The organism is Halostagnicola sp. A56 (genome assembly GCF_000691505.1).
Taxonomy (GTDB): Archaea; Halobacteriota; Halobacteria; order Halobacteriales; family Natrialbaceae; genus Halostagnicola.
In genome coordinates this window covers 567545-587369 of record NZ_JMIP02000014.1, presented here as the reverse complement: position 1 = coordinate 587369, position 19825 = coordinate 567545, and the positions used below count along the sequence as shown (strand labels likewise).

Genomic DNA, 19825 nt, shown 5'->3' with positions numbered 1-19825 from the left:
CCGACGTGACGACCGGTCGACGCGCCATCCGTGTGGATCGATACGCCCTACGTTGGTCGCCGCATCATCTACCCCGTGGATCGGCCGCGCCAGAACGCGAGCCTATTCGTTCCGGCTGCCGACACCCGTCCGTTCTCGATCCCGACATCGTTCCGGACGTAGGCACACACCACCGAACGAAATCGCGGTCTATCGGCCGACGCGAGGCGTGTTCACTATCCGCGTAGTCGGAGGGTACGTCGACCGGCGAGACCGGGCCGAACGAGTTTCGATACGCTACTCTCAGGCAGGTTGTTCATAACAAAACACCTGCCTCACATCGACGCCTTTGCGGGGAACACACCCCGTCGGGTGCGTACCCAGTGCTCATCACGTACTGACCGTACGATTGCGTGTCCGTGCCCGGATCCTCGAGGCGGCTTCGCCCCCGTGTCGAGGATGCTCATGTCTCTCAACCCAGGACGGGGTCCCGCTCCCGTCCGGGCTTCGATCGAGCGCAGAAACCGGACTGACGAGGACGGCGGCGAGTTCGACGCGAGTTCGCCGCCCGCTCACTCGAGTCGCGCCAGCAGATTGAGCGCGTAGACCGTCCGTAACACGTCGACGCTCTTTCCCTGATCGAAGACGAGGTCGTCCGTCCGAAGCACGTGATCGAGCGTGTCCTGCGAGGCGTGTTCTGGAGCCGCGGCGATGCCGGCGTCGTTGTCGTCGACCCACTTCATCACCCGCAGGTCGCTCTTCGAGTCGCCCATCACGAGCGCGAACGGGTCGTCGATTCCGAGCACCTCGAGCGCTCGTTCAACGCCGACGACCTTGTTCAACTCGAGGCTGCCGATCTCCGCCGCGTCGGCCTCGTAGTAAGCCACGTCGATTCGCTCGAGCGTCTCGGCGAGCACGGACGGGATCGAATCAGCGTCGAGGTCCGGATAGGCCTGTTCGCTCTCGAGGACGGCGCGGATCTCGGGATCCTGATCGGCGTAAAACGCCCGCGTCCACTCGACGACCGCGTTACCCTCGATGGTGCGGGTGTCGCTCCCGTCGTCATCGCCGATCTCGAGCGCCGAGCCGACGGCGTCGGCGAGCAGGTCGATCAGGTAAACCAGCGCCTCGTCGATGACCGCTCGCGCCTGCGAGGTCCCGGTCTCGTAGTTTGGCTTCATCGTCACGTTGAACTCGTTGCCCTGCAGGTGACAGCCCCGGCGGAGGTCCGTCGGGGCCTCCGGGAGTACCCGGCTTCGAACGTCGTCGAACACCGTGCGAATCTCCTCGTCTAGGTCCTCGTAGAGCAACTGCTTCGTGTTCGCGCCGTGGCCGGGCGTGAAGACGCCCGTCCCCGCCTCGTAGACGATCGAGAGGTCGCCCGAGTGGACGATTTCGCTGCCAAGCCCCTGGATTGCAAAGCCCTTGACGTTCTCTAGGGTCTGGCCGGTACAGATAACGATCGGAATCCCGGCCTCGTGAAACTCCGTGAGCATGTGCAGCGTGTCCCGTGGTATCTCGTTGTCCGTCCCGCCCGCGGATCGAAGCGTCTCGTCGACGTCGAGGACGAGCACGTTCACGGCCCGGTCGTACTTCGCGTTCAGATCGAGGGCGGTAAACGCCTGCTCTCGAGTCGCCCGCGCGGCGGTCTCGGCGAACGTCTCGCCCGCAGCGAAATCGCCGCGTATCTCGTCCTTTCGCTCCTCGAGGACCGTGTTCGCTTCCTGCCAGTGCTCGAGGGCGGCCCGCGAATCGATCGCCGGAAACACGTCGACGAACTCCTGGTACTCCCGGAGCGTCTTCGTATCGTACTCGTCGTAGAGTCGATAGACGAGATCGTAACGTTCCATGGTACCTACAGGCGGTGGCAGTGGGATAATCGTTTCCCGAGACGGTCGACGCGCCATCGCAAAATTGGATCACTCGATTGGCTCGTTGGCGCGATCGGTCGGTGGCGTGCAGCGCCGGACCCTCGTTGTCTGCGTGCAGCGCCAGCCCGCAGTCGCGGTGTGTAGCGCAGACCCCTCAATCGTCCGCGTGTAGCGCCGTTCCCTTAGTCGTCGGCGTGTAGCGCCGACCCCTCGAGTTGGGGTCGAGCCACGTCGCGGTCGGTCTCTTCGTCTTCGATGTCGTAGGGGTATTTGCCGGTCACACAGCCCATACAGAGGTCATCGCGGTCGCTCTCGAGAACGTCTGCGACGCCGTCGGTCGAGAGGTACGCGAGGCTGTCGGCGTCGATGGCCTCACAGACTCCCGCGGTGTCCTTGTCTGCGGCGATCAGTTCCTCCCGCGTCGCCATGTCGATGCCCATGTAACAGGGCGCGACGATCGGCGGTGCGCCGATTCGCATGTGGACCTCCTCGGCCCCGCAGTCTTTGAGCAGTTGCACGAGCTGGGTGGAGGTCGTCCCGCGAACGATGGAGTCGTCGATGAGCGTGACGGTCTTGCCCTCGACGGTCGATTTGATCGGGTTGAGCTTCAGCCGAACCGCGCGCTCGCGTTCGTCCTGGGTCGGCATGATGAACGTCCGGCCCACGTAGCGGTTTTTCATCAGGCCCTCGGCGAACTCGACGCCGTCGTCGTTCTCGTCTCGGGGCTCGCCGTCGGCCGTCGTCTCGCTCGCCGCGTCGGCGTAGCCGGAGGCAAACGCCCGCCCCGAGTCGGGAACCGGCATCACGACGTCCGTTTCCACGCCGCTTTCGGCCCAGAGCGTGCGACCGAGTTCGCGTCGAGCCTCGTAGACGAGCGTGTCGTCGATCACGCTGTCAGGGCGGGCGAAGTAGACGTGTTCGAAAAAGCAGTGTGCCGTGTGCTCGCGCTCGATCAACTGGTAGGAGTCGAATCCCTGCCCGTCTTCCTGCAAAACGACGAGTTCGCCCGGCCGAACGTCGCGGACGAGCTCGCCGTCGAGCGTGTCGATCGCCGCCGACTCGGAGGCCAGAATGTAGCCGTCCTCGAGCTTCCCGATACAGAGCGGGCGATTCCCCTGCGGGTCGCGCACGCCCATGATCGTCTCGTCGTGGCTGATCGTCAGCGAGTACGAGCCGTGGATCCGCTGCATCGTGCGCTTTACCGCGCGAACGAGGTCCTCCTCGAGCAGGTTGCGCGCGAGGTCGTGGGCGATCACTTCGGTGTCACCGTCGCTGGTAAACGCGTGGCCCGCGCCGGCGAGTTCGTCCCGAATTTCGTCGGCGTTGACGAGGTTACCGTTGTGGCTCAGCCCGAGCGAGCCGCTCTTGAACGACACCGAGAACGGCTGTGCACAGCTCGAGTCGACCGATCCCGCGGTCGGGTAGCGGACGTGGCCGATCCCCGCCGACCCGTTGAGCACGTCGAGGTCGTCCTCGCCGAACACGTCGCCGACCAGGCCCATGTCGACGTGGCTGTGTTGCTGGAAGCCGTCGTGTGTGACGATCCCCGCCGACTCCTGACCGCGGTGCTGGAGCGCGTAGAGTGCGTAGTACAACGGTCGTGCCGCCGATCGACCGTTCAGCGCGACGCCGACGACGCCGCACTTCTCGGTCATTCCTGTTCGCCGGGGAGTCTCGCCCCGCGCTTCAGTCATGGCTCATCCTACGGAGCCCGACCGATAAAAACCTCCTTGTTTGTGCTCGAATCAGTCTCGAAAACGCGAAAGATATACACGATTGTGGATATAGTCTGGTTCACAGCCGTCTCCGACGACAGGTCGAAGATCGGCGCTGGATTCGATTCTCGAGCGCTGGGACCGACTCGGATAACCTAAATGCGGGCGTTCCCAAGCCCCGCCTGAAGACCGTGTCGTCTACTACACACACATCCAACTCGACTATGCGTTCGCTCCGCGATCGGTTCGGCTTTCCGCATCTGTTGGCGGGGACGCTCGTGCTGGTCGGCGCGACGATTCTACTCGGTGTCGCGGCGAAAGCGACCGGTTCCGGTCTCGGTTGCGAGGCGAACTGGCCCCGATGTGACGCCGGGCCGTTCAACCTGTTTCCGGCCCACATCGTGAGTTTCTACGAGTGGTTCCATCGCTTCGTCTCGATGTTCGCCGGCTTCGCGATCATCGGGACCGCCGTCGCCTCGATCCGACGGGCGAACGTCGACCGACGCGTCACCGCGCTGGTCGTCCTCGGAATGGTACTGACGCCGGTTCAGGTGGCGCTGGGACGCGAGACCGTCCAGCAGTACACTACGGACATCCTCTCGCTTCACTTCTGGACGGCGATCCTGATCTTCACCCTCTTCGTCGTCGCGACGATTCTCGTCTGGGCGCCGCGACTAACCGCGGGACAGGTCACCGCCGCCTTCGCCGCCGGGAGCCTGACGGTTCCGGCCCACGTCGGATTGAGCCTGTTCTATCTCGCACCCGGGGCGAGCTATCCCCCGCGCGTACAGATCGCCCAGTACGCGCTCTCGCTCGCCGTCGTCTCCGTTGGCGTCTTCGTCGTTCTGGTCGGTCGCCGCCACTTCGAGAAGCGAGGTGTTCGAAGCGTGCTCGCCCTCTCCTCCCTGCTCGCCTATGTCACCGTCTTCTTCGGTCGCCAGTCCGTAGCAGGATTCAACCGACTGGTCGATCTCACCTACCTCGGACTCGCGGCGGTGCTGACGGGGACGTTCCTCGTCGGCATCTGGCTCACGAAGTCGAACTCCCGCTCGTAGCCGGACGAACCGCGACTCGTCGAACGCCTCGCCCGCGGCTACAATCGGACCGGTCGACACGTTCGCGACCGGACCTCAACCCTTTTATTACCGCTGTTCTTTGACTGGGATATGAGCGAAGACGAGGGCACGAACGCAGACGCCCAGTCCGTTCCGTCCGAGGAGGAATCCGACGACGTTGCCGGCGGAAACGAGCAATCGGCACGCCGAACCGACGACTCTGTCTCCGACGGGCGCGATATGGCCGATGCGTCGGATTCTGCGGCCGAACCGACCGGCGACGAATCGCCCGAGGGTGGACACGCCGAGACCGACGTTTCGGTGACGCTCGCTGACTCCGTCGCATCGATCCCGGACGAGGACACCTCCGAGGAAGTCGACCGACTGCTCGAGGACGCGGTCGAACGCGAGGCGGACCTCGTCGGTCGCATCGAGGAACAGGCCGAAACGATCGGTGAACTTCAGGCGGCTCTCGAGCAGCGAGACGAACAGCTCGAGGAGGCAGAAGCCGAAATCGAAGACCTCCAGAGCCGGCTCAAACGCAAACAGGCCGACTTCCAGAACTACAAGAAGCGGGCGAAAAAGCGCCAGGAGCAGATGAAAGAGCGCGCGACCGAGGACCTGGTCGAACGGCTCGTCGGCGTCCGAGACAACCTCAAGCGCGCGCTCGAGGAGGAAAGCGGCGACGTCGAGAGCCTCCGCGACGGCGTCGACATGACTCTGCGGGAGTTCGACCGGATCCTCGAGGACGAGAACGTCACCGAAATCGATCCGGAGGCGGGGGCCGAAGTCGACCCCCAGCGCCACGAGGTCATGATGAATGTCGACAGCGACCAGCCCGAGGGAACGGTCGCGGACGTGTTCACGCCCGGCTACGAGATGGGCGAGAAGGTGATTCAGAACGCACAGATCACCGTCTCGAACGGGGAGTTTGCCGACGAAGACGTTGAAACCGGCGCGGATGCGGACGGTGGGACAGCCGAGGAGTCGGCAAACGAATCTGGAGACGCCGAAGCGGAAACCGGAAACTGACAGGGTTCGAAAACGGGCGTGCGATTCGAAGCCGTCCGTATCGGGTCCGCTCTCCTTTTACTGTCTAATTTGCCGCTCCCGTTTCTTCGAGAAACCGTCGAACCTCGGTCGCGATCCGTTCCGGTGTTTCGGTCGGACCGAGGTGACCGATTCCGTCGAACTCGAGGAGTCGGCTCTCGGGAAGTGCGTCATGAACCGCTCGAACGCTCTCCCGAAGATGCGACGGTCCTTCGTTTCCGGTCAGCAAGAGCGCCGGCGCGTCCGCGTCCAGCGTCTCTGGAAGTCGGTGGTCCTCAAGCGCGCGGTCCATCCGCGCCGCGTTCTCGACGTGTTCGACGTACTCCGGCCAGGCGGGCCACTCCTCTAGCCATCCGTCGATATCGTCGATTTCGCCGCCGTGGATTACCTCCTCGAAGTGGAGTTTCATCGCCTCGCGACGATTGCCGTTCTCGAGTTGGGCCTGCATTCGGGACGCGAGATCCGCTTGCGTTCGGTACTCGCCGACCAGATAGGCAGGTTCGTAAGCGACGATCGCTTGCACGGACGCGTCTCGAGCGACCTCGATTGCCTGTAGACCGCCGAAAGAGTGCCCGAACAGGATCGGATCGCTGGCCACGGCGTCGACCACTGCGCGAGCGTCTTCGATCTCGCGGCCGATATCGTACTCGTCGCCGTCGCCGCTGTCTCCACGTCCTCGTCGGTCCGGCCGAACGACCGTGAAGTCGTCTGCAAACCGGGGAACGAGCGGCTCCCAGTAGCTTCGCGTTCCGCCCCCGTGAAGGAGGACCAGCGGCGGGCCATCCCCGTCTGTTTCGTACGCGATACTGGTTCCGTCTGCTGACGTGATCGTCTGCATGGGTGGATCGACGGATTGGCCGCCGACTCGGCTAAACGTGTCTCGTAATCGTTCGGTGATTTATAAAGCGACGACTTACCGCATCAGTTCACTCCGGCAAGGGCGGCCACGTCGAAGCCACCGTGGTCTCTATCAGGTGCGTCTGTGCGCGACGAAGTCGTTCAGAGAGCGACGACGGTGAAATCTCGAGTTCGGCGGCGACCGCCTCGAGCGACGCCACCCGCGGAATCTGGAAGTACCCCATCTCGTAGGCGGTCCGGAGCGCTTCTCGCTGTGGATCGGTCAGGCCGTCGCCCGGCTCCTCGGGTTCGTCGACGCGTCCGAGTCGTCGGAGCGAAAAGCTCGCGTTGTCCTGCCAGAACCGCCGGAACTCGTGGAACGCCTCCCGATCGGCGAACCATCCGTTCTGGATCCAGCCTGTCGGCGTGACGCGGATTCGTTCAATGCTTGAGTCTGTCGTGGCCAGCGCGCGCAGTCCCGAGAGATCGATGTCGTCGCCGAGTTGTTCGACGATCCCGACGGCCGGGATCACCTGATACCGGCGCGTCTCGCCGGCCTGCCCGAGCACCGTCCACGTCGCGACAAAGGACGACGACTCGAGTGCCCGCTCGACGGTCCCGAGCGCGTCGTGGGTCGCGTGGACGATAAACGGCGGCCGGTTGCCGTGATTGAACTGTATCTCGACCTCGATCGTCGCCGACGGGACGACTTCGGACATCTCGACCAGCGGCAGCGCTTCACAGCGAATCTCGAATTCGGCGACGAGTCCCATGGCACGACGATCACGGTCGATGGCTATCTGTGTGTTGATACGATCGGATTCCGCCCGTGTTGATACTATCCGATTCGTTCAGTAGCGGTTGGCGAACGGAGCGAGCCGCAAATTTTATCGAATCCCAACTGGCGGAAATCACCGGTAGAACCGCTCACGGTGGGTTTTATTCGATCGTCGGACCCAGCTAGTAAGCTTTAAAACAAAGTGCGCGTTATACCCGGCCAGATGACGAGCAACAAGATTCTCGGGATCGACCTTGGGACGACGAACAGTGCCTTCGCAGTGATGGAAGGCGGTGACCCGGAGATCATCGTCAACTCGGAGGGCGACCGGACCACGCCGTCGATGGTAGCCTTTACCGACGATGAACGGCTCGTCGGCAAACCGGCGAAGAATCAGGCGATTCAGAACCCGGAAAAGACCATCGCCTCGATCAAGCGCCACATGGGCGAGGAGGACTACACGGTCGAGATCGAGGGCGAAGACTACACGCCCGAAGAGATCTCGGCGATGATCCTCCAGAAAATCAAACACGACGCCGAGGAGTACCTCGGTGACGACCTCGAGAAGGCGGTCATCACGGTACCGGCGTACTTCTCGGATCGACAGCGTCAGGCGACCAAAGACGCCGGCGAGATCGCCGGCTTCGAGGTTGAGCGGATCATCAACGAGCCGACCGCGGCGTCGATGGCCTACGGCTTAGAGGACGATGCCGATCAGACCGTCCTCGTCTACGATCTGGGCGGCGGGACGTTCGACGTCTCGATCCTCGACCTGGGTGGTGGCGTCTACGAGGTCGTCGCGACCAACGGCGACAACGACCTCGGCGGCGACGACTGGGACCACGCCATCATCGACTGGCTGGCCGAGCAGTTCGAGGCCGAACACGGCGTCGACCTCCGCGAAGATCGACAGGCTCTCCAGCGGCTCAAAGACGCCGCCGAGGAGGCCAAGATCGAACTCAGCAGCCGGAAGGAAACCGAGATCAACCTCCCATTCATCACGGCGAGCGACGACGGTCCGATCCACTTAGAAGAGAGCATGACTCGAGCCAAGTTCGAGTCGCTCACCTCGGACCTCATCGAGCGGACGGTCGAACCGACCGAACAGGCGCTCGAGGACGCGGGCTACGAGAAGGGCGACATCGACGAGGTCCTGCTCGTCGGCGGCTCGACCCGGATGCCACAGGTCTCCGAGAAGGTCGAGGAACTCATCGGCGAGGAGCCACAGAAGAACGTCAACCCCGACGAGGCCGTCGCGCTCGGCGCGGCGATTCAGGGCGGCGTCCTCGGCGGCGAAGTCGACGATGTCGTCTTGCTCGACGTGACGCCGCTCTCGCTCGGTATCGAGGTCAAGGGCGGTCTCTTCGAGCGGCTCATCGAGAAGAACACGACGATTCCGACCGAGGAGTCGAAGGTGTTCACGACCGCGGCGGACAACCAGACGTCGGTGCAGGTCCGAGTCTTCCAAGGCGAGCGCGAACTCGCCGAGAAGAACGAACTACTCGGCGAGTTCCACCTGACCGGCATCCCGCCGGCACCGGCCGGAACGCCACAGATCGAGGTCGGCTTCTCGATCGACGAGAACGGGATCGTCAACGTCTCCGCCGAAGACAAGGGAACCGGCACCAGCGAGGAGATTACGATCGAAGGCGGTGCCGGCCTCTCCGACGACGAGATCGATCGACTGCAGGAGGAAGCAGAAGAACACGCCGAAGAGGACCAGCAGCGCCGCGAACGGATCGAGGCGCGCAACTCCGCCGAAGCCGCGATCCAGCGCGCGGAAACGCTCCTCGAGGAGAACGAGGATGTCGACGACGAGATCCGCGAGAGCGTCGAAGCGGCCGTCGAGGACCTAGAAGAGACCATCGACGATGAAGACGCCGAGGCCGACGACATCGAAGCGGCGACCGAGACCCTGAGCAAGGAGCTACAGGAGATCGGCAAACAGGTCTACCAGGACGCTGGCGCGGGTGCAGCCGGCGGAGCGGCCGGAGCCGGCATACCGGTACATATTAGGGAAATCCTTTGTTCGGCAACGAAATCTCTCGAACGCTGTCACAGAATTTTGTAAGGCTATCGTCGCCGATCCCCGATGGACAGTAGAGATTCTCCACTACCTGTCTGGAAAGATTAGACTGCATCTGTTCTCCGTACCATTATCGATCACGTCACACCTGCGAGAGTACTGTAATTCAGACTGATGGAGTAGCCTGCCCGTAATCACCTGAACCGTGTGCAATAATTATAGCCCTCCTGAAAATCCCGACGGGTAGTCGATGAATGCTACCGAAGAAATTTCTGCCACGGTCGGCGTGGTGACGTACGATCGACCCGAACGCATCGATAAATTATTAGCACTGCTTCTCTCTCAGCGGTCGGTCCCTGACGAGGTTATCGTCGTCAATAACGGTGCGAACGAGGAGACGAAGACCGCTCTTGAGTCGTATGCGAAGCAATTCGCTCAAAATTCTATCGATCTGCGCCACATCGCTCGTCCCGACGATACCAACCTTCAGAGGGGTCGGAATGCAGCAGTCGCGGTAGCAAATGGGGACATTATCTGCTTCGTGGACGATGACGTTATTCCCGAAAAATCGTGGTTAAAAGGCATTAAACGTGGCTACGAATGGGACGACTCAGCAGTTGCTGTAGGCGGTCCGGCCCCGGTCACGGATGAGGACCTCTCGTTTCAGTACGAGATCGTTGATTCGCCGACGAATCAAAACTCCATCAACCGATTCGGTGAACACAGGCAGATCGCGTACAAATGGATCCCTCCCGCGCCGGTCGTCACAGACACGCTCGTCGGAGCCAATATGTCGTTCAAAGTAGACGTTCTCGAGGAACTCGGCAGCTTCGATCCGTCATACGAAGGGCACCCGCAGTACGAGGAAACGGACGTTATGGCGAAGTTGTGGAAACGCGACGAAACGATCGTCTATCATCCGAGCGCGCTCGTGTACCATTTGAACGATTCACAGAAACAGAGCGAATATGTGTCGTACTGGTACGGTCGTAACAGCGTTCGATTCCGCCGGAAGAACTTCCCGGAGACGTATTCGCGTTCGCTCTTGCGATTATTAACCAACCCGGAGTACGATGCGCCCGTCTGGCGACAACTCAAGACGGCTATATTCGACGACGGGAGCCCGTACCGGTGGCGATTACGAGGGTACCTCGACGAGTTAGTTTTCGATCGGTTCGAAGGACCGGTTAGCGACCAGTTGAGAGCGTCACACGCGGAGGGTCCCAAATGAGAACCACGAATTCGGCCCGTCGCACCGATCGACGGACAACCCTACAACGGAGGACGGAGTCGTGACGTTCGATTCTATCCTCGTTACGGGGAGCAGCGGGATGATCGGAACGGCGCTCGTCGAACGGTTACTGTCCGAGGAATACGACGTCTGCGGAGTCGACATCGTATCCAATCCCTGGTCCGAGGAAGTCGACGACGCCACGCAACTAATCGACCTTCGCGAGGAGCGGGCTCTCGAGCGGTTGCCGTCAGATGTCGACAGCATCGTTCACCTTGGAGCACACGCACGCGTTCATCGGCTCGTTGAACGTCCGGAGCTCGCGATGGAGAACATGGCCATGACGTTCAATCTCCTCGAGTTCGCGCGAACGAACGACGTTTCTCACTTTCTCTTTGCCAGTTCACGGGAGGTATACGGGAACACCAGTCAGGTCGTATACGACGAGTCGGCGACGTTCGCAGATACCAGCGAAAGTCCATATACGGCGAGCAAAATCGGCGGCGAATCTATGGTTACCGCGTACAACCAGTGTTACGATATGACGACGATGATCGTCCGTTTCTCGAACGTATACGGACGATACGACACCGCAGACCGAGTCGTTCCGTTGTTTATCGCCCGGTGTGACAACGCTCTCGACCTGACCGTCTACGGGGCAAACAAGGTACTCGATTTCACGTACATCGACGACTGCGTCGACGGGTTGTACAAAATGATCGATCAACATCACAAAGTGAAAAATATGACGCTGAATATCGCGTCCGGTCAGGGGACCTCCCTGATCGAACTCGCTCGAAGAGTAAATGAGTTGACGCCACACGATTCTGCCATTACGGTGGAGTCGACGAGAACGGGTGAAGTAAGTCAGTACGTCGCCGATATCGAGCGAGCGAAACGTATTCTCGAGTACGAACCGGAGTTCAGGTTCTGTGACGGGATAGAGAAAACGGTCAGTTGGTACCTCGAGCATCCGTCCGTATTGGATCAGATTCCGGCCGGTTCGACGGACGCCGACCCGTGACGTTCACTGCATCCACGAGAATGACCGAAAGCTACCCGCCGCGACGAAATCGGTGGCGATGAATCTTCCACAGAACGCGGTCGGAAAGGCGTTGAAAAACCCGAAAAAGGCGGTATGTTACGTTCGTGACGAGCTATTCCACAATAAAAAATTATATTTGGCGTTCCGATCCGTGAACCAAAGGTACCATCAGCGGTTCCGGAGGCCAGGCGACCACGATATTATGAACGGCGACTGGGACACCGTGCTTTTGATCGACGCCTGCCGGTACGATTATTTCGCTGACGAATCAAATCTACGAGGAACGCTCGATGATCGAATAGCGCCGGGGTCGATGAGCCAAGAGTTTATCGAGCGATCGTTCGTTGGTCACCAGTACCACGATACCGTCTACGTGACGGCGAACCCCTTTGTGGTAGAACTCGAGTACGACACGTTTCACGACGTCGTTAACCTCGTCGACGATTACTTCGACAGCGGTATGCGTACAGTTCGTCCCGAGGTCGTGAGTGCTGCCGTTCGAAAAGCGCACGAGGAATACCCGCACAAGCGAATCGTCGCTCACTATATGCAACCGCATGCTCCCTTTCTGTCGGATTTCGGGCAGACAATCACCGATGCACTCGCGTGGCGAGGAAACCAATATCACCTCCCCGATACCGTCAGCGTATCAGATGTGAAACGGGCGTATCGCGAAAACGTAGAGATCGTTCTCGAGGAGATCGAAGACGTGATTCCAGACATCGACGGGAACGTTGTGGTCACATCAGATCACGGTGAATTACTCGGTGAGCGACTGTTCCCCATCCCGATTCGCGGATTTGAACACCCGAAGTCGATCTACAAAGAGGAGTTACTCCGGGTACCGTGGCTGGAGATAGAATCCGACACGCGGCGTGATATCCGAAGCGAACCGCCAAAAACTCGGAACCCGATTGCTTCGGAAACTGCTGAAAAACGGCTCGCACAGTGGGGATACCTATAGGTGGCGAGGGTGCGAAACCGACGCTCGAGGTCGAGTTTGGTCACAAATTCGTCCGAAAAACTGATTTCTAACTGGTACAACACTGACACAACGAGTACTCCCCATTTGATCTCGGTACCGACACAGCGTTCTACAGATAAACAAGGCGAGTGCCTCGGGGTCGTACGGAAATCGAAGATCTCCGTGATGACGAGAATCGGAGATTCGCGAACCACTTGACCGCGAGGCAGTTCACAAGCGAAGTAGGCCAGCGGTTCACGGAGAGACGAGCCGATTCGGTTCAAGGGTCGGTTACGGTCGCACGTGCCACCGCAGTATTACTAATCTTGCACCCCGAGTCTGAGACCGTTGCGGATCGAATTGCCCGCTGGATCGGTCGCCCCCTCGAACGAGGACGAATCGCGGGGACAGACACGACAGGACGAGACAGTCGGCTACTGGTGTAGGCACCGGATTACATACTGGGGGAAAGTCCAGGAGAGAGTATGAAAGCGGTCGACGTCATTACTAATCGAGCCCCACGTTTCAAAAACGGCGTACACTACGTGCCAGAACCGATCAAGGCCCCGTTGCGTCGGCTTGGCGTGAAATCGACCCTCTCAACTGCCTATCGAACTGGTCTCAGACCGTTCTTCCCGACGGAACAGGAAATCGTGGTTCACGGCCTGACGCTACGGTTTACGATCGATGACATCGACGAATACCTAGTGTTCCAGAAGTATCCCGAAACGAACGATGCATTCCCAGTGCACGGAGACATATTGAATCACCTCGAGCCGGACGACGTGTTCTGGGATGTCGGGGCGAACGCCGGTATCTACACCTGTCTGGCGGCGGCGAAACTCCAGTCCGGGCACGTCCTCAGCATCGAACCGAATCCGAACAACGTCGACCGAATCCAAGAGAACCTCCGACTGAACGGGCTCTCAGCGGCTGTCCACGAACGAGCGCTAATGGCTACCAGGGATGAGGGCGTACTGCAGATATACGAGGACGCGAACGCCGGAGCGTTCGGCTTCCTCTCGACGAACGGTTCTTCAGTTGAGAACGAATCGCTGACGGTCGAACCAACGGCGAGCGTTCACGTCGAAACCACGACCGGAGATGCGCTCGTCGAGGACGGTTCGCCCGCACCCGACGTGATGAAGATCGACGTCGAGGGGGCGGAACTAGAGGTGTTAAAGGGAATGGAAGAGACGATCGCAGCGGAGGTTCGTGTGATCTACATCGACGTAATCACCTCGGATGACTTTTACGACCGACCCGTGGCTGCGGATGAAGTGTACGACTGGCTCGACCGACACGGTTTCGAGATCGACCGTCTCTGGGATTGGGACGGCGGACATTTCATCCGGTGTGAGCGGGCCTAAGTCACCAAGAGAACGTCCGCGAGCTTCGGCTGGCGGTTTAACACTGTTCAATTCGACCGCCCGATCTCGAAGTCGGTCTGGGTACTCTTCCGATTAGTTCGGTGAATCTCTCCAAGAATATCTTGTCTGTACCGTAGCACGCATATAACGATATAGTTCCCTTTCAACTCCCATCACTGAATGGCCCACGTCAGCGTTATTACTCCTACATATAACGACGCTCAATCCGTCTCTCGAGCGATACATAGCGTCCTCGGTCAAACGTACGACGATCACGAGCACGTCATCGTCGACGACGCGTCGACGGACGATACCGCACGGATTCTCGGACAGTACGACGATGGACGGATCAAAACGGTGACACGGGAGACGAACGGCGGTCTGGCCGCCGCTCGAAACGACGGCATTCGGGAAGCAGAGGGGGAGTACGTCATCTTTCTCGACGCTGACGACGAGTTCCTTCCCGAGACGATCGAAACGCTCGTCGACCGTATCGAAGCCGGCGAGTGGGTCGCAGTGTGTCCGTCGCAGTTGTGGATCTGGAAAGACGGGACGACGGAGGTCGATCCTGCACCGCCGAAGACGATCACGAAAGACGACCTGCGAAGCGACGGGATGCACGTCGTGGGCGGCGTAGGCGGACTGCTCGTCGAATCACAGGTTCTCGAGGACATCGGATCGTTCGATGAGAACCTTCGGTACCTCGAGGATTACGACATCTGTCTCCGGCTCGTCGAAGAGAACACGCTTCGCGGGACCGACGAGATACTGTACCTGTATCATCGGGGATACGAGGGCCAGCTAACAACGCACAAAGACGAACACCGCCACGAACGGCGAAAGTTTTTGAAGAAGAACCGAGAACGGCTTTCGAATCACCATCGATCGAAGCACTACTATCGGTTGACGCACGAACACGCTGCCGCCGGCGAGATGGACGACGCGATGAAAAATCTCACCGACGCGATCGGCGCGTATCCGTTCAGACTTCCCTATTACTATTATCTGCCGCCAGTCGTCGTCGGACACCATGCGTACAGCGTCGCATCGAAAGCCCACAAAGCGACGAAACGGGGCGTCCTCTCGATGCTTCCAGAACGCCTCCGCGACGACGCCGTTGAGAACCGATGAGCTCTGTAAGCGTTATCACGCCGACGCACAACCATGCACACCTGCTCTCTCGAGCGATACTGAGCGTCCGGAATCAAACGGACGCGGACATCGAACACGTGGTCGTCGACGACGCGTCGACGGACGGAACGCCCGAATTAGTATCTAGGTACGACGACTGGGTTCGTTACGTTCGAAAGGCGGAAAACGGCGGGCTCAGCGAGGCACGAAACCTCGGAATTCGACGTGCCAGCGGCGATCGAATTCTTTTTTTGGACGCTGATGACGAACTCAGGGCGGACGCGGTCGAGTCCCTGCTCGTCCAACTCGAGGCGAGCGGAGCGGCGGGTGTTATCCCCGCCAAAATGAAGGTAGCGGCTGGCGAGTCGATCAGGTACAGCACCGTTCGAGAAGGGGTCGTAACTGCGCAGGACCTCCGGAAGCAAAACGTGATCGGTGGTATCGGCGGCGGTCTCTTCGAACGGGACGCCCTCGAAGCAGTCGGCTGTTTCGATCCGCAGCTCAGACACAGCGAAGACTACGATCTGTACCTCCGTCTCGCCGACCGTTTTTCCCTGTACGCCGTTGACGATCCGCTGTACGTTCATTACGTAGGCTTCGAAGACCAGTTAACGTCGGAACGCGGCCACTACGATCACAGGGAGAGCATCAAACGTTTTCTGGAAAAACACGAAGACAGGATGTCCGCGTATCGCACCGCCGAGCGCCGCTACAACCTGGCGCACATCTGCGCCCGGCAGGACGACGCCGAGGAAGCCGTCGACGGGTTCTGGCGTGCGATAACGACCTTTCCATTTCGACCGCCGTACTACTATTACCTCCTGGCGACAGCGGCCGGGATGGACCGATACACCACTGCGCGAACGGTCCACGAAACCGCCAGCGAGTGGGGCTCGAAAATTCCGTTCACGTGAGGCTTCGATACTCACCCAACAGGTGTTCGAGAACTCGGTCGGGTTCGAACCGTTCGATTCGCTTCTCGGTTCGATCTCGAAGCGCGGATATCGACCCGGGGTTCGCATAGGCCGATGTCAGCTTCGCACACAGGTCGTCGGAATTCCCCGGTTCGAACGTCAGCCCCGCATCACCGATGACCCACGGTGGGCCACCGACATCCGAAACGATCGCCGGAGTCCCACACTGAAGCGACTCGAGTACCGCGCGGCCGAACGGTTCCGGCCACGTCGCCGCATGGACGAGGATATCCGCGCTCCTGTAGTACTGGGGCAGTTCAGAATGGGCCACCCAGCCGTGAAACGCAACCCGATCCGCCAACCCGAGCGAGGCCACCCGGGACTCGAGATTCGCCCGATCGGGGCCGTCGCCAACGACGTGAACCTGCATCGGAACGTCGAGCTTTGCCGCCGCATCGAGCAACGTTCGGACGCCTTTGTACCGCTCGAGCCGGCCGACCGACAGGACGTTGAAGACCTGTCGATCGAAGTCAGGCTCGGAGCGTTCGTCGTCGGAGGAACTTGGGGCGGGCGCGGCGAATTCAGGATCGTAGAAGTTAGGGACGACCGTGGTTTCGACATCGAAGCCAACTGTCGAATACACGTCTTTTACCGCCGGGCTCTGGGCGAAGAGTTTGTCGACGCGAGCCACCAGTCGTGGAACGAGGTTCGTCCGGCCGACGTACACCGGCGTTTTGAGCAGCTTTCGTCCAATGCTGCCGTCGTCGTGAGCGAATTTTTTGTAACTAGAACAGCGCCTGTAACACTCGGCGCCCATCTCCGACTGGTTCGTACAAAACAGGGCGTACGAATTGAGTCGGCCAACGACGGGCGTGTCGCCGTTCTTTCGATAGACGCCAGCCGCGGGGAGCAGAATCGGCGTAAACACGTGAAAGAGATCACAGTCGTCGTGGCGATCCATGATCCGAGCGACCGCTCGAATCCAGTTCACCGCGTGGGTCGACCGATCGACCGAATACTCGACGACAGAGTAGGATCGATTCGCTGGTAACTCGTTTTGTTCTTCGTCGATTGTAATCACGTGAACCGAGTGGCCCCGCGCCGAGAGCGCTCGAGCCAACGCATCGAGGCTGACGTTCGATCCGCCGCCGGTCACGGTGAGTTTTTCACACAGGATAGTGACGTGCACGCATTCGATCCTCGTTCGAGTGAATCATACCGGGGCATCCGACTTGGTATTCGGGCGATTTCCGCGCTAGCTGGTACTGGCGTAAACTCCCACACCGGTGTTTTGGGAACGTACCTCGGCGTAAACGTCGATTAGGTCCTCAATTATGGTCGCTAGATCGTACTCCGTCGCTTTCTGTCGCCCCCTTCGAGACACCTCCGTGAACCGATCCGCACGAACCAGGTCAAGGATTTTCCTGCGGAAATCGTCGACCGAACCATCGGTGGTCACGCCGCCCCCACCGATGATTTCCGAGACGGTTCCGTACTCGCTGGTTACGATCGGCGTTCCGGTAGCGAGCGACTCGAGGTAGACGCGAGCGAGGGGTTCTTCCCAAATTCCAGGGTACACGAAGCAATCGTGTGCGGCATAGACGGCCGGTAATTCGCCGTTCGGGACGAATCCTGCAAAGGTTACCTGGTTTCGAAGTCCGCGATCCTCGGCTTGCGCTCGAAGCGTCGATTCCAACCCGCCAGTTCCCACGACTGTCAGTTCGAATTCGAAGTCGCTATCGCGCACGGAGTCGAGTATCGGTATCAGTTTTCTAACACCCTTTCGTTCGACGAGATACCCGACGTAGAGGAGTTTGTAGGGCTCCGTAAATCCTCTCTGGGGGTCGATGAGAAACTCTTCGTCGACGGGGTGGGGAATGACGTGAATCTTGTCTCGATCGTATCCGAACTGCGTATAGTTCGCTCGAACGTGCTCCGACGGAGCGCGAAACGCGTCAATCCGATCGAAACACTCGTCCGCTGACCGAACGAGTCGAAGCGAGAGCAGCTGACCCCCAGTTTCGTAGAGGTAACCATGCTCGTTATCTCTGAACCCGGTACGTCCGATACAGTCGATGCATTTCAGCAGTGATTTACTCTCGCAGTGTTCGGCGTTGCGATAGAGGAGATCGTTCTTCGCGCAAACACCCTGATAGGCGTTTAACGTGACGACCGTTGCCGCATCGGTCCGTTGGCCGATCTCTGCGAGCGCAGGGATCAGCGCCATCAAGTAACTATGGACGACATCGTACTCGCCGAACTCCTCGAGTCGAGAACGTATTTCGTTGATCAGTTTCGTATCCCTCGCGATGTCGGGATGAGTTCGGTTCGGACTCCCACTGATTCGTGTTCGACGAGATCGAAATGTCACCCGCGGTCCGGGTGAGGAACGTTTCTGTTTCTTCGGCGGTGCCTGGGCCCTCCACGAGGGAGACGTCGACCCAGTCGCCGGAGAGCGTGTCTTCTCCACTGTAATCGGATGTTGCACTCATGATTGTATTATGTCGTGTTGTCGTCTGTTGGTTCGCGTGCTATGCTCGTGGGCCGTCTTGACCGACGATGCTTCGCTCAACGCGCCAGCGACCGGGGAGCGACCACTGCGCGCCGTCTTCGACCTCGAGGATGTCCGCCCCGCCGGCGAACCCCTGCGGACTCAGGTAGTCGACTCCAAAGGCCAGCGCTGCGCGATCGCCGACGGCCGACTGGATACGGTACATCCGCGCTTCGGAGAGCTCGCCAGCGACCTGCGAGTCGATCGCCTGCCGCCAGGCAAGCCGAACCGTGACGGTCGCCTGGACGATGTAAGCCGTCGACGTCGACGAACCCCGATGCCCTCCCGCTGCGGGAACCAGTCCGATCGAGACGCCCACCGGAAAGTCAGTGTCCTGCAGCGTCTGCGCTGAGTAGATCTGCTGGGTCGTCGTATCCGGACCGTCGACGCCCTCGAGGTCGGATAGGTCGAGCAACTCGAGAAGCCAATCGTGATCACGGAGATCGGCGACGACGTCCTCGAGGAGCTTGCCGGCCTGGGGATCGCGTTTTCGAGGCATGGATCAACTCACCTCTCGAACGGCGCGTTCCCACGCCTTTTCAACGTGAGTCTCAAGAAGCGGTTTCGCTCCCTCGAATGCAGGACCGAGGTGGGATTTGCCGTACTCAAGGAACTCTTGGAACGGGGCATATTCGACGTCGGTCTCAACAGTGCCCTCGATCTCACCGGTGAGCTTCTCGACGTCCTCCTCGTAGCTGCTTTTCAGCTTTCCAGTGTCGACCGGAGCGAGTCCCTGAACGCGTTTGCGAAGTGTCTCCATGAGGTCCTCAAATTCGTTGAGGAGTTCCTCTTCGAGGATCTCTGCAAACTCACGGAGTGCATCTTGCATCTCACCGGGTGTGTTTCCAGTCTGCCATTCGAATTCGAGAGTCATGGTCAGGTGTCCTCCGGATCGGTCCGTTCGACTTCGATCACAACGTGACTGGGTCGCTGCGGACCCTCGTAGTGAACGTCGACGTTACTCAACGCGAACATCCCGTCGACGCTCTCGAGGGAGAGTCTCCAGCCATCTCCTTCGTCGACCTCGAGCTGATATTCGTAATCGGGATCGTCATCCTCGTCAGAGACGTCAACCATCTCGCCAGCGCTACGGGCAGGAAAGTAGATTCGCGGCGTTGAGTAGACACGGCCGCCCTGATCCTCACGGACGTAGCCCTGGCCCGCAGGTTCGTACCTGCAGGGAACGCCCTCGAGGACGGTGACCCAGTCTTCGACCGGCACTTCGCCGCCCATGCCGTCGTCCTCAGTCTCTCCAGTCTCCTGGTACTGGTCGACCGTCGCGAGATGAGTCAGTGTACCGCGCATGGA

The 19825-nt window shown here is 60.1% G+C and carries 18 protein-coding genes; 9 read left to right on the top strand and 9 right to left on the bottom strand.

What is annotated here, in order from left to right:
- Positions 1-551 precede the first annotated feature (551 nt).
- Complete coding sequence (locus EL22_RS04760; RefSeq protein WP_050050386.1) at positions 552-1829, bottom strand: HAD family hydrolase; 1278 nt, start codon at positions 1827-1829, stop codon at positions 552-554.
- A gap of 203 nt (positions 1830-2032) precedes the next feature.
- A complete protein-coding gene (gene purF, locus EL22_RS04755) occupies positions 2033-3505 on the bottom strand; it encodes an amidophosphoribosyltransferase (protein ID WP_050050515.1) in 1473 nt (490 codons plus the stop codon).
- A gap of 284 nt (positions 3506-3789) precedes the next feature.
- Here purF and EL22_RS04750 point away from each other — a divergent pair, with 284 nt between their 5' ends.
- Both EL22_RS04750 and grpE read left to right on the top strand, forming a co-directional pair.
- The gene (locus EL22_RS04750; protein ID WP_050050385.1) at positions 3790-4620 is read left to right on the top strand and encodes a cytochrome oxidase assembly protein; all 831 of its coding nucleotides are present in this window, start codon (positions 3790-3792) and stop codon (positions 4618-4620) included.
- A gap of 111 nt (positions 4621-4731) precedes the next feature.
- Complete coding sequence (gene grpE / locus EL22_RS04745) at positions 4732-5652, top strand: nucleotide exchange factor GrpE (protein ID WP_050050384.1); 921 nt, start codon at positions 4732-4734, stop codon at positions 5650-5652.
- A 64-nt stretch (positions 5653-5716) separates the two neighbouring features.
- On the opposite strand, the gene EL22_RS04740 is transcribed toward grpE, so the two are convergent.
- Together EL22_RS04740 and EL22_RS04735 are read right to left on the bottom strand one after the other, a co-directional pair.
- Positions 5717-6508 carry an alpha/beta fold hydrolase gene (locus EL22_RS04740; RefSeq protein WP_050050383.1) on the bottom strand — a complete coding sequence of 264 codons (792 nt, stop codon included), beginning with the start codon at positions 6506-6508 and terminating at the stop codon, positions 5717-5719.
- A gap of 88 nt (positions 6509-6596) precedes the next feature.
- Positions 6597-7280, bottom strand: coding sequence for a helix-turn-helix domain-containing protein (locus tag EL22_RS04735; RefSeq protein ID WP_050050382.1), 684 nt, complete (start codon positions 7278-7280; stop codon positions 6597-6599).
- A 228-nt stretch (positions 7281-7508) separates the two neighbouring features.
- Here EL22_RS04735 and dnaK point away from each other — a divergent pair, with 228 nt between their 5' ends.
- The 7 genes from dnaK to EL22_RS04700 all read left to right on the top strand — a co-directional run bounded on the left by dnaK (position 7509) and on the right by EL22_RS04700 (position 15966).
- Entirely contained in the window at positions 7509-9356 is a 1848-nt protein-coding gene (dnaK, locus tag EL22_RS04730) for a molecular chaperone DnaK (RefSeq protein ID WP_231587877.1), read from the top strand.
- A 205-nt stretch (positions 9357-9561) separates the two neighbouring features.
- On the top strand, positions 9562-10542 hold the full coding sequence (locus tag EL22_RS04725) for a glycosyltransferase family 2 protein (RefSeq protein WP_050050381.1): 981 nt from the start codon (positions 9562-9564) through the stop codon (positions 10540-10542).
- A 61-nt stretch (positions 10543-10603) separates the two neighbouring features.
- Entirely contained in the window at positions 10604-11566 is a 963-nt protein-coding gene (locus EL22_RS04720; RefSeq protein ID WP_050050380.1) for an NAD(P)-dependent oxidoreductase, read from the top strand.
- Positions 11567-11789: 223 nt separating this feature from the next.
- Complete coding sequence (locus EL22_RS04715; RefSeq protein WP_050050379.1) at positions 11790-12551, top strand: hypothetical protein; 762 nt, start codon at positions 11790-11792, stop codon at positions 12549-12551.
- A 746-nt stretch (positions 12552-13297) separates the two neighbouring features.
- Positions 13298-13921, top strand: a complete 624-nt coding sequence (locus EL22_RS04710; protein WP_197075843.1) for an FkbM family methyltransferase — start codon at positions 13298-13300, stop codon at positions 13919-13921.
- 180 nt (positions 13922-14101) lie between these two features.
- Positions 14102-15052: a glycosyltransferase family 2 protein gene (locus EL22_RS04705; RefSeq protein WP_050050377.1), complete on the top strand. Its 951-nt coding sequence runs from the start codon at positions 14102-14104 to the stop codon at positions 15050-15052.
- A complete protein-coding gene (locus EL22_RS04700) occupies positions 15049-15966 on the top strand; it encodes a glycosyltransferase (RefSeq protein WP_050050376.1) in 918 nt (305 codons plus the stop codon). Before EL22_RS04705 ends, EL22_RS04700 begins: the two co-directional genes overlap by 4 nt.
- On the opposite strand, the gene EL22_RS04695 is transcribed toward EL22_RS04700, so the two are convergent.
- From EL22_RS04695 to EL22_RS04670, 5 genes are all read right to left on the bottom strand, one after another.
- Positions 15959-17155, bottom strand: coding sequence for a glycosyltransferase family 4 protein (locus EL22_RS04695; RefSeq protein ID WP_050050375.1), 1197 nt, complete (start codon positions 17153-17155; stop codon positions 15959-15961). The genes EL22_RS04700 and EL22_RS04695 overlap by 8 nt on opposite strands.
- Positions 17156-17221: 66 nt before the next feature.
- Positions 17222-18337: a glycosyltransferase family 4 protein gene (locus EL22_RS04690; protein ID WP_197075842.1), complete on the bottom strand. Its 1116-nt coding sequence runs from the start codon at positions 18335-18337 to the stop codon at positions 17222-17224.
- Positions 18338-18497: 160 nt separating this feature from the next.
- Positions 18498-19016 carry a hypothetical protein gene (locus EL22_RS04680; protein ID WP_050050373.1) on the bottom strand — a complete coding sequence of 173 codons (519 nt, stop codon included), beginning with the start codon at positions 19014-19016 and terminating at the stop codon, positions 18498-18500.
- 3 nt (positions 19017-19019) lie between these two features.
- Entirely contained in the window at positions 19020-19391 is a 372-nt protein-coding gene (locus tag EL22_RS04675; RefSeq protein ID WP_050050372.1) for an HK97 gp10 family phage protein, read from the bottom strand.
- Positions 19392-19393: 2 nt separating this feature from the next.
- Positions 19394-19822: a hypothetical protein gene (locus EL22_RS04670; RefSeq protein ID WP_050050371.1), complete on the bottom strand. Its 429-nt coding sequence runs from the start codon at positions 19820-19822 to the stop codon at positions 19394-19396.
- Between the last annotated feature and the right edge of the window lie 3 nt (positions 19823-19825).